General features: G+C 57.9%; 10 protein-coding genes and 4 pseudogenes. 8 read left to right on the forward strand and 6 right to left on the reverse strand.

Going from position 1 to position 13,464, the window contains the following annotated elements; all coding sequences use genetic code 11:
- A partial coding sequence (locus tag U5A67_RS39955; RefSeq protein WP_321818764.1) for an IS30 family transposase occupies window positions 1-729 on the reverse strand: 729 nt, incomplete at its 3' end.
- Between the two features lie 81 nt (window positions 730-810).
- On the opposite strand from U5A67_RS39955, the gene U5A67_RS39960 reads away from it, so the two are divergent.
- The 5 genes from U5A67_RS39960 to U5A67_RS39980 all read left to right on the forward strand — a co-directional run bounded on the left by U5A67_RS39960 (window position 811) and on the right by U5A67_RS39980 (window position 6,400).
- Entirely contained in the window at window positions 811-1,224 is a 414-nt protein-coding gene (locus U5A67_RS39960; RefSeq protein WP_321818763.1) for a biopolymer transporter ExbD, read from the forward strand.
- Between the two features lie 6 nt (window positions 1,225-1,230).
- Window positions 1,231-1,971: a TonB family protein gene (locus U5A67_RS39965; RefSeq protein WP_321818762.1), complete on the forward strand. Its 741-nt coding sequence runs from the start codon at window positions 1,231-1,233 to the stop codon at window positions 1,969-1,971.
- A gap of 169 nt (window positions 1,972-2,140) precedes the next feature.
- Window positions 2,141-4,417 carry a TonB-dependent receptor gene (locus U5A67_RS39970; RefSeq protein WP_321959826.1) on the forward strand — a complete coding sequence of 759 codons (2,277 nt, stop codon included), beginning with the start codon at window positions 2,141-2,143 and terminating at the stop codon, window positions 4,415-4,417.
- A gap of 56 nt (window positions 4,418-4,473) precedes the next feature.
- Window positions 4,474-5,100 carry a MotA/TolQ/ExbB proton channel family protein gene (locus U5A67_RS39975; RefSeq protein WP_321818760.1) on the forward strand — a complete coding sequence of 209 codons (627 nt, stop codon included), beginning with the start codon at window positions 4,474-4,476 and terminating at the stop codon, window positions 5,098-5,100.
- A 13-nt stretch (window positions 5,101-5,113) separates the two neighbouring features.
- Complete coding sequence (locus U5A67_RS39980; protein WP_321818759.1) at window positions 5,114-6,400, forward strand: phospholipase D-like domain-containing protein; 1,287 nt, start codon at window positions 5,114-5,116, stop codon at window positions 6,398-6,400.
- Between the two features lie 427 nt (window positions 6,401-6,827).
- Here U5A67_RS39980 and U5A67_RS39985 read toward each other — a convergent pair whose 3' ends face one another.
- Window positions 6,828-7,166: a type II toxin-antitoxin system RelE/ParE family toxin gene (locus tag U5A67_RS39985; RefSeq protein WP_321818758.1), complete on the reverse strand. Its 339-nt coding sequence runs from the start codon at window positions 7,164-7,166 to the stop codon at window positions 6,828-6,830.
- Window positions 7,166-7,450, reverse strand: a complete 285-nt coding sequence (locus U5A67_RS39990; protein WP_321818757.1) for a type II toxin-antitoxin system Phd/YefM family antitoxin — start codon at window positions 7,448-7,450, stop codon at window positions 7,166-7,168. The genes U5A67_RS39985 and U5A67_RS39990 overlap by 1 nt, the downstream gene beginning before the upstream one ends.
- Window positions 7,451-7,537: 87 nt before the next feature.
- On the opposite strand from U5A67_RS39990, the pseudogene U5A67_RS39995 reads away from it, so the two are divergent.
- A pseudogene (locus tag U5A67_RS39995) lies at window positions 7,538-7,897 on the forward strand (EmrB/QacA family drug resistance transporter); the annotation flags it as partial.
- Window positions 7,898-8,392: 495 nt separating this feature from the next.
- Here U5A67_RS39995 and U5A67_RS40000 read toward each other — a convergent pair.
- Window positions 8,393-10,240 (reverse strand): GH39 family glycosyl hydrolase, encoded by a 1,848-nt coding sequence (locus U5A67_RS40000; protein WP_321818756.1) that lies wholly within the window; start codon window positions 10,238-10,240, stop codon window positions 8,393-8,395.
- A 467-nt stretch (window positions 10,241-10,707) separates the two neighbouring features.
- Between U5A67_RS40000 and U5A67_RS40005 the strand changes: the two are divergent.
- Window positions 10,708-11,137, forward strand: a pseudogene (locus tag U5A67_RS40005) (transposase); the annotation flags it as partial.
- Between the two features lie 556 nt (window positions 11,138-11,693).
- On the opposite strand, the pseudogene U5A67_RS40010 reads toward U5A67_RS40005, so the two are convergent.
- Together U5A67_RS40010 and U5A67_RS40015 are read right to left on the reverse strand one after the other, a co-directional pair.
- A pseudogene (locus U5A67_RS40010) lies at window positions 11,694-11,906 on the reverse strand (tyrosine-type recombinase/integrase); the annotation flags it as partial.
- A gap of 546 nt (window positions 11,907-12,452) precedes the next feature.
- On the reverse strand, window positions 12,453-12,854 hold the full coding sequence (locus U5A67_RS40015) for a hypothetical protein (protein ID WP_321818755.1): 402 nt from the start codon (window positions 12,852-12,854) through the stop codon (window positions 12,453-12,455).
- A gap of 152 nt (window positions 12,855-13,006) precedes the next feature.
- Between U5A67_RS40015 and U5A67_RS40020 the strand changes: the two are divergent.
- Window positions 13,007-13,255, forward strand: a pseudogene (locus tag U5A67_RS40020) (transposase domain-containing protein); the annotation flags it as partial.
- Between the last annotated feature and the right edge of the window lie 209 nt (window positions 13,256-13,464).

Genomic DNA, 13,464 nt, shown 5'->3' on the forward strand with positions numbered 1-13,464 from the left:
CGGCGCAAACGCCGCGCTGTACGCTTGTAGTGCAGCCTCAGCCGTCGCACCGTCAATCTTCACCAGCATCAGGAACAGGGTGCTGCGATCAATCAGCGTACCGACCGCCGATCGGTTTCCAGCACCCTTGATCAGGTCCCCTTCCCAGTGTCCCCGGATCAGGCGGTCGTTGGCCTCGGGTGGACGCACATGAATGCTCACCATGTCCACGAGTTGTCCACTCCGGTCCTGCCCGCGTGTGCGGGGCTTGCGCGCGCCGCGCCCCTGCCTGAGCAGGCTGACCAGCTCACGCCGCAATGCGCCTCGTGGCGCAGCATAAATGGCGTGGTAAATCGTTTCGTGCGAGACGTTCAAAGCGGGCTCTTCGGGGTAATTGCGTTTGAGCTGCGCGGCGACCTGCTCAGCAGAGAAGCACATCTCCATAGACTGACGCACCTCGGGCCACAACGCTCCATCGGGATGCAGTTTGCGCTCGCAGCGCGGCTTGCGTCGCAGCCTTGCGGCTCGCTGTCCAGCGCGCGCGGCATTGTAGCCGCCGGCGATCGAAGGCCTACCCATCGGCCCACGCTCATGGTCCGGCTTCCAGCCATTACGCCTGAGTTCACGGCTGATCGTGCCCGGCGAGCGCCGCAACACACGGGCAATCTCCCGCGCGCTACGATTCTCCACCTTCATGGCGAAGATCACACCGCGCTCTTCAGCACCCAGATGTTCGTATTTTTGTCCCATGCAACATATCTTAAAGAACGTGTTGCACTTGCACCTTGAAACCGCCCTCCGATAAATTCCAGAACAACGATTAAAGTCGAAATGATTCACTTCGAAGATTCGCCAAAACGTCATGCACGTATTGAGATCGTTCCGATGATTGATGTGATGATGTTTTTGCTGGTGTTTTTTGTCCTGTTGAGTATTAACGTCATTCCTTCTCGTGGATTAAAAGCGAATCTTCCACAATCGAATGCCGCAATCCAGAAAACGCCTGTGCCGCCGATTATCGTGACGCTTGCGCACGATGGCGCATTGGAGGTTGGCGACGTACGCGCGACCGAAGCATCACTCGTTGCCGAAATACGGCGGCAGGCGAAGGGGGACGATGCACCGCTCGTCGTGATCAAAGGCGATGCACAGGCGACGGTGCAACAGATGGTCACCGTCATGGATGCGCTGCAGGCAGGCGGCATCGTCAAGGTATCGATTGCGACGCGCGCAAAAGGGAGCTGATGCGCGATGACCGCCGATTTCTTCTACGCTCGTCGCGATGGCGTGTCGGGCGCGACGACACTCGCCTTGGCACTTGGTTGTGCACTCGTGGTGACATGGTCGATGCGTGCGCAACATGTTGTGCCAGCGCCCGTCAAGAAGCCGCTCACGATCACGCTCACTGCGCTGACCGATCCCACGCCGCCCGTGCAGGCACAGCCGCCGCAACCCCGGCACCAGCTTCAGCCGCCTCCTCCGCGACCGGCGGCGCGTACGCAGTCGACGCCGCGCCCGACGCCCGTTCGAGCCGTACCGACGGCGACCTCGACGCCAACCGTTGCAGCGACTGCGGCGGTGCCCGTGGCCGCGCCCGCACCCGCACCCGTTAGCACGCCGCAGAACGAGACTGCGCCGCCACAGAAAATAACGCCGCCCGTTGCGGCACAACCGTTGCCCAAGGGCAATGCCGATCACAGCTACGAGGCGAAACTCCTTTCGCTCGTGGAGGCGCACAAACTCTACCCGACGGGCCGTCAGGCGATGCTAGACCATCCGCAGGGTACGGTTCAGGTCTGCGTTTCGCTGACGCGAAACGGTGAACCTGGCGACGTGCGCATCGCGTCCAGTTCCGGCTCGATGCTGCTGGATCTGGCCGCTCGCAAACTGGTCTCCGGGCTGACGTATCCAGCGTTCCCGGAACAGGCGTTCGCCGGCCAGGCGCGCCACGAGTTTTGCATGAACGTCGAATACCAGTCACCCGACGAATAAACGCTTTTCCCACCTGGAGGTCCCGCTGCGGCGCGTGTTGATACGCGCCGTGGGCGGAGCTTTGCCTGAAAAACGGCACGCACATTGGACGTGCCACGCTGTCAGACTTCAATCACAGATGATGAACAAGAAAACAAAGCAGAAAGATCGCTGCACGCTGAAGTTGTCGTTGATTGCCAGTGCATGTTTTATCGCAAGCGCGTCGGTCTACGCGCAGCAAAATGCAGATGCAACGGGGGCTTCCACTGCACCCGGAGAAGGCGATAAGGGCGCGGCCGTCGACACTTCGAAGGCGGAAGCGGCTTCGAAATCGTCGAATATCGGCAAGGTGAAAATCACGGGATCGGGCAATCAAATTGGTAATGGCCTGATGGTCCAGGAAGACTCGGTCAAGGCGCGCAGCACTGTGACGCGCGCAGAAATCGAAAAGGAGCGCTCGACCGGTGACGCATTTCAGGCGATGGATTTGCTGCCGGGTGTGAATACCTACAGTTACGATGGCACGGGCCTCTTTGGCGGTGGGCTGTCGATCCGCGGTTTCGACGTGTCACAGCTGGGTTTTACAGTGAATGGTGTGCCGATCAACGATTCGGGTTCGTATGCGGTCTATCCATCCGAACTGATCGATCTGCAAAACATATGCGAACAAAGTGTGGCGCAAGGCGCGACCGACATCGACGCGCCGCATATCGGCGCGACCGGTGGCAATATTTCGCTCGTGAGCTGCGATCCCGAGGACAAGCACCGCGTTCGCGTCTCGCAAACAGTTGGGGGACTGGATCTCTCGAACAGTTTTTTCCGGGTCGATACGGGCCGCTTCCTCAACGGTCGTGCGAAAGCGTATTTTTCCTATTCATACGCAACGGCCGACAAATGGAAGGGACTGGGTAACGCAAAACGCAATCACATCGACGCGGGCTTCCGCTTCGATCTCGACCACGGTAATTACCTGACGGCGAACGTCTCGTATACCCGCATGGTCAACAACAATATCTACGATCCGTCGCTCTCGCAGCTCGAAAAAAATGGCTATTACTACGACTACGCGACGACCTATACAGGCAGCAAGCAGAGTCCGGCGTATTACAAGCTGGCGCTGAACCCGTTCGAGGACGTGATCGCTTCGGTGGCAGGCGTATTCCGCCTGACCGACGATACGCAACTCAAAATCCAGCCGTATCTGTGGTACGGCTATGGCACGGGCGGCAGCCAGCAGACTGTTCTGAACGGCGAAGTGGTAGCGAGTTCGAGCGCGACGCGCACGCAACGTCCCGGTATCACGGCGACGGTCACGCATAACTGGGAAAACCACCAGATGCTAGGCGGGTTGTGGTTCGAGCGTGCCATCCAGCGACAAACCGCGCCTGCCGTCGCCGTGACGGCGGACGGCACGAATACGAATTACTGGCTTGACAGCAATCAGCTGCTCAACAGCGACGGTACGGTCTATGAAGGTCGTGACTATCGCACCGTGACGACTTCGTGGCAGGCTTTTGCGCAGGATACGGTGTCGCTGCTCAATGATCGGCTGAGTGTAACGGGCGGCTTCCGCGCGCCGTTCGTCAATCGCGATTTTGCCAACTACGCGAACAGCGGGAGTTCTTATACGGCGGGTAAGTACGATTACTCGGTATCGAAATCGTATTCGGCGTTTTTACCCCAACTGGGCGCGCGGTATTCCATCACGAATGATCAGCAAGTGTTCTTCAATGCTGCGCGCAATTTCCGCGCGCCGCCGAACTACGCCTATGCGCCCTATGAAGGGAATGTGGCGGTCGAGAACGGCAAGGTGGTGGTGGTCGGCAGCGTCAAAGCCGAAACGTCCACGGTCGTCGATCTAGGCTATCGCCGTCAGGAAAGCTGGGGCAATGTTTCGGGCACGCTGTTTTTTGTCGACTATCAGAATCGTCAGGCGACGGCCTATAACCCGAACACCGAGACTAGTGCATATACCAACGCGGGGCGAGTACGCAATTACGGCTTTGAACTCGAAGCAGGCACCAAGGCGATACAAGGCTGGTCACTCTACGCGTCGCTCACGCATAACCATAGCTGGCAGTTGGATAACCTGCGCACTAGTAGTGGCACGCTGGCGACAGCTGGCAAAGAGTACCCGCTCGATCCGGACTGGTTGTTTGGCATGTCGCTGCAATACGAGCGTGAGCACTGGTACGCGCGTCTGAAGGGCAAACTGACTGGCGCAACGTACGCGACGCTCACCAACGACGAACGCGTACCGGCTTATATGACATTCGATTTCGATGCTGGTTATCGCTTCAATGACGCGTATTTCATCAAGAAGCCGACTGTGCGCCTGAACGTCAGCAACATCTTCAATCGCCAGTATCGCAACGCGTCAAGCCTCAATACGACCAGCTCGGCTGGCGTCTATTACTACCTTGGCGCGCCGCGTCTTCTGTCCGTGACGTTCAGCGCGGACTTCTGATCTACCGCCGGAAGCCGCATTCGCGAACTTCCGGTTCTTCCAATCCGGAGCTATACGTGAATCTGCAATTGTTGCATCAGGCGTCGTTCTATCTCATGTTTGCGTGCGTTGCATTGGCGATCTTCGTCAGCATCGAGCGCGCGATCTTCTTTCGCTATACCACGAGCCATACGCGCGACATCGACGCGATGATCATCGGCTCGGGCCGCGCGCTCGATGAAGTCGCTGCGCATCTTGCGACGCATGACGGCCTGGCCGCCGAGGCGATCGTCACGCTTGCAGAAGAACGCGCGCGTGCCCGCAATGGCGAGGAAATCGACCATCTTTCGCAGGCACTTTATCTAACGATGAAGACCCGGCTCAATCATCGCCTGTGGATTCTCGACACGATCGTTACGGCCGCGCCGTTGCTCGGTCTGCTGGGCACGATTCTCGGCATCATCGAAACCTTCACGTCTCTGGCGAGCTCGGGCATCTCCGATCCGAAGGGCGTATCGGCGGGCATCGGAACCGCGTTGTTCGCGACGGCGCTCGGCATCGCTACGGCGTTGTTCGTGCTGCTGCTGATCAATTACTTCCGCGATAAGGCTGAGCGTATTGCCGATCACCTGAAGACGCTGCTGCTGCGCGCGACCATAGCGCCCCACGCTGCGGACCTGCGCGAGATCGTGCGCGCTGCCTGAGTGGGATCGAGCCATGAATACTTTACTGAGGGCATTGCTCGCCGTCGTGTGCGGGGTGTGCGGCGTATGTGCTGGGGCGCACGCCGCGCAGAGCGATACCGTGGCGGCGAACACCGATGAGATCCACGCCAGCAACGAACTGGTTTTGACGTTGCCGAAAGGCGTCGCGTTACCCACGCATGGGCTGCGCGATCCGGCGACGGTGTGGATCGACATGATCGACGGCGCGCGGCGCGAGATTGATTTTGGTGAGTTCTATGTATCGGGTGAAGCGGGGCCGCGCGGTGCGGCGCTTGATGCCGTGATTACACACCTGCGCGAGGCGGCAGCACGCGGGGTGAAAATCCGCTTCCTGATGGAAGCCAAGGGCACGCGCTTTTCCGACGCGGCGACGCTCGCGCGTGTCAAGGCGATTCCGGGTCTTGAGTTCCGTACGCTCGACTACGACAGGTTGACGGGTGGCGGCATCATCCACGCGAAGTATTTCCTCGTGGACGGGCAGGACGGTTACGTGGGTAGCCAGAATTTTGATTGGCGCTCGCTCACGCAGATCCACGAAACGGGTCTTCATACGCGCGATGCGCATCTTGTTTCGGAGCTTGCGGCGATCTTCGATACGGATTGGGATGCCGCTGGGCGCCTCGCCCGTGGCGAGACGGTCGAGCCGTTGCACAGGGAAGCAAGCCACGAGCCGGATGGGTGTCGCACGGACGATAGTCGCGGCACGATGCTGGTGGCGAGTCCGGCCTCGTATGATCCGCCCGGCGTGCCCGACTCTCAGGCCGCGCTGGTTTGCCTGATCGGCGCAGCCGACAAGGAACTGCGCATTGCTGTGATGGACTATGCGCCGCTTGCGTGGGCGGAAAAAGGGCCGCGACTGTATTACGGCGTAATCGACGAAGCGCTGCGTGCGGCGGCGGCGCGAGGCGTGCAGATCGAATTGCTGGTCGCTGACTGGAACACCGGAGCGCCGTCAATCGCGTGGCTCAAGAGTCTAGCGCTGGTACCTAATGTGTCGATCCGCATTGTTTCTTTTCCGCCCGACGCCGATGGCTTCATTCCTTATGCCCGTGTGTTGCACAGCAAATTCATGGCAGTCGACAATCGGGTGGCCTGGGTCGGCACGAGCAACTGGACCGGAGGTTATCTGAACACGTCGCGCAACATCGAAGCGATTCTGCGTGATGCCGGCTTCGCGGAACAACTCGCTGAACTGCACGGCGATTTGTGGAATTCGCCGTACGCAACGCCACTGGATGTTTCGCGGGTGTACGCAAGTCCTCATCCCGGCAGGCCGTAAAGGATCTGACCGCGCGGGCGGCGGTTAGCGGAACCGCTATCGGCAAGTCGACGCGGCACAACCGTCCGCGCTTCTGGTGTCTTATCTCACTGCATCTCAGCGGCGAAGGCCATTGGGGAACGACGCGGCCAAGCTCGAGGTTGTCGACCGCGAAACCGCGATCGGAAAGCGCAAAAGTCCGCACGGTGATCAATGCGATGGTTAGCACAGGCATTGAGATAAGACGGGTTTATTATCGTCCCACCGCCCGGCCTCGATCTCGCGTTTCTCCTGCCGTCTCATCAAAACACGAGAGGCGTGCAAGCCAACGATAGTGCGTGACAGGTGGTCGCTGTGGCGAGCGGACACGAAGGCCATGCCATGAAGACGAGCAAGTTTACGGACGAGCAGGTCACATTTGCACTGAAGCAAGCAGAGCTAGGTACCGTTACATCAGGCGAAGCACAATTCTTTGAAGGAGCGACGGCAGGTCGCGTCGCACATCGACCACGAGATGAACGAAAACGGTATCGTCACGGACCTGATAAATGATCCGGCTTTTGCCGGATAGGGCTTGCCGGAAACCGTCCTCCAGAAAACCCTCAAGCTCGGCAGGCGCATGACCGCTAGCGGGGAACTGGCGGATGCGGGTGATCTCTTCCTGCAATTGTGCTGATGTCCGACGCCAGGTTTCCCATCCGAACGTTCGGACGACATAGTTTCTGAGCTCGTCGATGCCGATCCGCGCGGTCGGAAGGAAACGATATTTCAACAACGGCGCCGCCATCAGCGGAGCTTTTCCTGGCGATCGAGCTCGTTAAGCTCCGCGAAGAACTCGTCGCCATCGACGTGATCCCCCCGCTCGATCTGCTTCTGGCCGATAGCCAGGATTTTCAGGAGCGCGAGGGTCTGCTGCGTCGATTCGTAGGTTCTCACATCCTGGACGACGAGCTTCGCCTCGCCGTTCTGCGTGATGATGAGCGGCTCTCCCGACTCGGTCAGATCCTTTACGATTTGCGCCGCTTCGCTTTTGAGGTAGCTGATCGGCTTCACATTGTCGGCGAGATGCATCAAGCGCTCCGGGTAAGGTTCGTGCAGGACTAAATTTAAACCATTAACGGTTCGATGACAAGTTGCCTTGCAGATTTGTCGCACTCCGCTGCAGCAGGATTGTCGAATTTCTTCCGAATTTTCTGCGGGCCAGCAGGAACTTCAATTTCCACTACGGTGTGGAACAACCGGACGATCTTGCCCCACGTACGCCTCACTGAACAGGCAAGTGTTAAAAATCCAATCTTCAATCAGCAGATCAGCGCAATTCAGTCATCGGCGAACGTGGGCTTGTCGACGGCGCACGCCATATTCGATTCGATTGTGACAGGCCAGGCTGCGGTCATGGGACTGGACGACTTTTTCGACGCGTCCAGTGCGATATTCATTCTGCTGATTCCTCTCGTTTGGTTTACGCGGCCATCAAAGGATCGCGGAGGGCCAGACGCTGCCTCTGCCGCACATTAAAGCGCCGAAAATAAAGTGCCAACACAGACTTAGCGTCGTAACGGATGTTGAGCACGATACGCCAGCCCTTCCTCCAGCCGCCTGGTCCGCGCGCGCTGGGAACGACACTCGATTCAAGGCTGAGATGCCCAAACCAGATGACTTGGCCGAACGCCGCCCCAGCGCCTCTGCGGATGCGGATGCGGTTGATTGGAACGTATGTACTTGGCGCGCGTCCTAGGGCTGGAGCGCTACACAATCCTTGACGTGCTGCTTGATGACGGAGGCCGGATTGCGCGTGCCAGCGCTTCCGGTGCTGGCTCAACTGGTCCGCGCCCGGCCTGCATGCGCCAACGAGACATCGGAGCAGACGGTTAAGGGTGACCGCAGCCTGTTTGTCGCCCGTTTGAGAGCGCCGCAGGGCGACCGGACGCCAGCGCGCGTCGATGGTTGAATTTCGGGCGCCCGTTACCGGCCGCCGCGTTCCGAGGCCGGTGCGTAGCATATGCCATCAGGTCATTGGCCCTCGACTCGCAATACAATCAAATCCACCGATGGCGCGGGCGCTTGCCCTTGCAGGTGAAGAGGGCCGCGCGTTACGGGCATGCTGTCCACGGGTGTCAGCGAGTGTGTCTCGTCAATTCGATAGCGTGTGACGGTGTATGGCCGATGACCCCACGGAAGATTCGTTATCCTGAGATCGTAGCCATTCCGGACGCTCGTAGAGATGGGCTGATAAGGCGGATAGTAAAAGGAAGGGAATGCACCCGAGAGCGTCCCGCTGTTCGCGTTGTGCACTCTAGTGGGATTAATAAAGCCAAAGAACGGTCGAGCGCGCAGGGAATCATAGGGTAACGAAGTGACTAAATGGGCTTCGGGCAAAGCATTGGTGACGGATTTGCTTTCGTAATCCGGATCGCGCACAAAGTTGGTGACGAGCACCGTCAGCATGGTTGCCTGTGCGTTTTTCCCGGCGATCACGGTATAACCCTGAGCGTTGCCACCGCTGGCCCGCAGGCGGATCGGAGTCGTTGCGAGAATGCTATGCGCGTGGAAAGCCGCGACCACAGGCGTAGGCCTGTTTCTCGCAAACATCCCGTCGTACAGCGCGTCACCGCGATAGTAAAACGCTGAATCGACATTGCCGTCCTGCATATAAGTCATGGCGCTTGAAACAAAAGCCGCCTTATAGACGGTCTGTGTTTTGGCGATGTCATACCACGCCGAACTGCCATTCCACTCGCTGATGAAACTGCTGGTACTCTTAAAGCCAAAATTATCGAGAAGCTTGCGTTGATTGCTGGCAAGCAGGTAATACTGATAGGTGTCGTTAAGATAGGCGTAGAAATGCCAAGAATAGAAATCTAAAGGAACATTATTGTCGCGAAGATAGCGCAGAAAACCTTCTTCAAAGCCGGCGGCGTTTGTCTGTGCATCGCCCGACCCGTAAAAGTAGTTTGAATTGAACGCCATTCCTGGACCCCCGACTTGCTGATCGGGATCTACGCTTTTTATCGCCAGCGCCATCTTGCGATAAAATGAATAATATTGTTCAGTCGATCCAGGCCAAAGCGTTAATCCGAGATCGGGCTCGTTCCAGATCTCCCAGGCGTCGATCGCGTTTATCATGCCGCGATCCCATCCCTTGATGTAATGAAGCGCGACGTGCCGGGTAATGGCAGCCCATTTATCAGACCATTTTTCAAAGTCCGGAGCGGGCGGAGGGTGATCGAGTCCGTTCAGACCGTAGCTCCGACCCACGCGAAACATGATCTTGGTTCCGGCTGCGCGCATCGCTGCGATGTTGATGTCGGTTGGTGCGAAGTTGTAGCTTGAGGCTTCCTCAGGATCGGCATTGGGATCCGGGAATATGACTTTAGGATTGACGTAGTCGGCGGTGGTTTGTGCCGCTTTAGGGCCGGTTCCGTTCTGGTCGCCACCGAACAGGATCGTCGCAAGATCCTCGTCGCCGCCTGCGTTAGCAGGATCTAGATGCAGGTCGTAGTCGCCCACGCCGAACAGGTCGTGCATGCGGGTAAACGAAATGCCAGCTTCCCGCCATTGCCCGATCAAATTCGGAAAACCCGGGAAAAGAGGAAAAGGCGAGCCGTCGACGCCGGTCAGTGGCTTGATGGTTCCTGCCGTGGAATTGCCATCGACAAGCAGAATCCGTAGGCCATTGATTGAATTGTTGGGATCGGAGTCGGGTCCTGTCACATAGGCATCATTGCCAGGCACGCTTCCAGTGTTGGTATATTGAGGCGCCTGAGATTGGGCCAGTACGTTTACCGAAAGCAAGAAACTCGCCGCAGCAAGTAGTTTCAACGCGACGCAGCCCTGCTTTTTTTTAAATGTCTTAATCATTCAAACACCTCCTTTCCCTAGATGAAATCAGAATCTTCAAGACGAGGCCTGCGCAGTGAAAAATATCGAGGGAAAGCGGAATGGGCTAAATATAAGAAGTCCGGACCGAACTGTTGTATTGGTGTGATTAATATCCGGCCATCACAAGAATTAAATAAAGCACACGAAAAACCAACAGCCAAGAGAGATTTTGTAATTATTTGGCATGGGGCTCGTGTATTTGATTTGAATGTGAACATCTTGAGGGTCGCGGCCAGTGATGACGCCAGTGCGTCGCCACGAAGCGCGCGATTCGGTGCATTGGTAAGAGGTGGGGGCACAAGTTCAAAAGAGTGAAGCGATGAGCCGGAACATCACGGCGATCAAACGCACGGATTCAATGGCTCGTGCATGCGAGCATGCATGGACGTTTGACCACATCGTATTAGCAGGCTGCTGAAGTACCGGCGATAACGTCATCGCGGAAGGCCCCTGAAGCGTTGATGGAAGCCCCCCCACTTTGCCCCTTGGACATCATGCGCGGCACTGAGAGCCAGCTGATGGGACAGGTGCAATACAACCTGCTATTTTCGGTGGTTTATCGGCCTGGCAATGGATGACGAGGTGTGGGTGCCAACAGTCTTCACGAAGAACCGCGGGCGTCTGATCAAACACGATGTTGTGATCGAGTTTTTCAACGAAGTAGTGGCCGTTGCCGAGAAGAAGTGTTTGCTCTCGGGTGAGCATTTCAGCGTGGACGGCACGCTGACCCAAGCGTGGGCGGGGCACGAGAGCTTCGCGCGCAAGAACGGTGACGATCAGGACGACGACGGCAGCAGTGCGGACCACTTCAAAGGTAGCAGGCGCAGCAACGCGACGCATTATTCCAGGATCGATCCCGATGCGCGGTTCTATCGTAACAGAGGGTCTGGAACGCGCCGCTGAGGTTTGTGGGATGGTACTTTGTCGGCATGGCCCCACGATCGGGCGGCGTAACTGCCAGTGATACGACGATCGTCGCCCATTTTATTTTCACGCGATTTCCGGTTAGACGGTGTTAGGCACTTTTCGCCAGGCCAGGGATGGACGCAGTCCTCCTCGCGGGGACAAGTGTCTGGCGGGTATCAACAGCGGATCAACTTCCTCGTCGCTGTAGATATGAGGTCCCGGGCGATGGTGTGTCGATCCCAGCATCCTGGGTGGTGGGACTTCTGTACCCGGGTCATATTGCTGCAGGTACCGGGTGAACGGACGAAGCACTTCGACCCGCTTTGCGGCAGTGATAGGTCGCTCAGAATGAGCATCGCTCGCCCAGCGCAGTATGAGATCCAGCGTGACCGGGCCCCGATGACTGCAATGCTCGGCGAAGCTGGCAAATGCCAGCAGTTGTGACCCTGACATCGCAACTCGAATCCCATTTGCCGCTTGACGCGTAGATAGTCCTGAACGTGACCAGCTAATGTACGCGAGTAGCTCATGATCTGCTCCCCAGGCAGGGCGCCGCGATCGCGACCAACCTGTTCAAGTCAATCTTGGAATAGATCATGGTGGTATCTAGGCTGCGGTGGCGCAATACGTCCGCGATATCCTTGAGAGACGCCCCGTTGCTGAGCATGCGGCTGGCCAGCGAATGCCGCAACAAGTGCGGACCCATTGACGTAGCCGGCCATCCACATCGAGCATAGGCCTGTCTGACCGCACAGCCTACGACAGCTGTGGTGACCGGGCAATCGAACGGAGCGCGATGTCATACGAAAAGTGCGCGGCTGGGAGTTCGACCTCGACCATGGTGCACGTAATCGGCCAAGGCGCGCCCTTTTTGCACGGGTAGCGGCAGGAAATCTACCCGCTTGCACTTCGCTGCCTGAATGAGCAACGTCCCCTCACGCCAGTCGATGTCCGAGAGCTGACGTGCCGCCACTTCTCCCGCGCGCAACCCGAGACCCACCAGCAACGTGCCATGGCGTAACCGCGCTGTCCTGATGGAGACTGTGTGTCAAAGGCATGCAGGAACTGTAAAATCTGTTCCGTCGTCAACCGTCTCGGTATGCGCGCCATCGACCACGCCGGCGCTCCTCGGACTGAGGCCCTTGCTTCGCTCGACGACGAAATGTAGTATGTCCTGCGGTTTGACTCGACGCAGGTCAATGCTTCGGTTACCGAAGTGATTGACCAGAAACTCGCCTATACGATCGCGGTGATTGCGACGGGTAGATGCTGCGAGGCCACGAATTTAGGCAGGGTAGGCGTCAAGAAGACGCAACTCATCGACAATGGTGCTCGGTAACGAGGAGGATCTGGGGCGGATGCGCCCCTGCGCGCGAAGCATCTTGAGCTGGTGTTTGAGTGCTGCGCGAGTGAAATTCACTGCGCAAACCCTCGGTCCGGGACAATCGCAGTCTGGAAGGTGAATTGAGATGAACTGGCGAATCAGCTCCTCATTGATCTGATCAAGACCGACGTGACGAAATGTGAGCCAGCGGGAGAAGTGTGCCAAACAGGCAAGGTAATGCCCAATGTTATGGAGCGCGTAACCGTGACCGAGAAGGTAGTCGATGTATGCCTGCCTGCTCGGCGCGAGCACACTATCCTCGATCTGGTGCCAAGTTCGAACTCCCATATGATCGGCGTACATGGCGGTGTCCTCCGTGGCGATAGACGACCTCAGCAGAACACCATTTATTATGTTCAGCAACCGCAGGATTCTTTGTCACGAAGGTCACTTGATTGACGAGCCTGCTTCGAATCCTTCCGTCTCTACCCTGCACAATTCCGGTGTGCGGATAAGAGCGCGACATCAGGCCATTCTGCACGGGGCGCGCCTCGTGGTTGTTCGCAAACACGGTCGCCGGCGCAAAGGCAAGCGCAATGATCTATAGCCTGATGCTCACCTGTCGTGCCTGCGACGTCGAGCCTTACGCCTACCTCGTTCATGTGCTCACCGAACTACCACAGCGTCCGCCCGACGCCGACATCGCCGAGCTCCTGCCATTCAACTTCGCGAGGCGTCGGACGGCGACAGACGACACCGGCTGATCCAACATGCGCTGCATTTCAGTTCCGTGCCATCACCGGTCGGCCTGCGCCCCGATGGCCCTGCGGTACGCTCCGCTACACGAGCGATAATGAGCGTCTGTTTGCCTGCCATCCAGTTCGCTGACCAGTTCAATGCTCAAGTCCTACACCCTCTACACGCTTTACGCGCAGATCCGAGACATTGAGCCGCCCGTCTGGCGGCGAATCCG

The sequence above is a fragment of the Paraburkholderia sp. J69-1 genome, assembly GCF_905220255.1.
Lineage (GTDB): Bacteria > Pseudomonadota > Gammaproteobacteria > Burkholderiales > Burkholderiaceae > Paraburkholderia.

Bases quoted from the DNA above. Each gene is read 5' to 3' on its own strand.
- U5A67_RS39985 (WP_321818758.1), bottom strand. From the start codon at position 7,166: ATGGCGGCGCCGTTGTTGAAATATCGTTTCCTTCCGACCGCGCGGATC.
- U5A67_RS40000 (WP_321818756.1), bottom strand. From the start codon at position 10,240: ATGATTAAGACATTTAAAAAAAAGCAGGGCTGCGTCGCGTTGAAACTA.
- U5A67_RS39965 (WP_321818762.1), top strand. From the start codon at position 1,231: ATGACCGCCGATTTCTTCTACGCTCGTCGCGATGGCGTGTCGGGCGCG.
- U5A67_RS39960 (WP_321818763.1), top strand. From the start codon at position 811: ATGATTCACTTCGAAGATTCGCCAAAACGTCATGCACGTATTGAGATC.
- U5A67_RS39980 (WP_321818759.1), top strand. From the start codon at position 5,114: ATGAATACTTTACTGAGGGCATTGCTCGCCGTCGTGTGCGGGGTGTGC.
- U5A67_RS40015 (WP_321818755.1), bottom strand. From the start codon at position 12,854: ATGTACGCCGATCATATGGGAGTTCGAACTTGGCACCAGATCGAGGAT.
- U5A67_RS39990 (WP_321818757.1), bottom strand. From the start codon at position 7,450: ATGCATCTCGCCGACAATGTGAAGCCGATCAGCTACCTCAAAAGCGAA.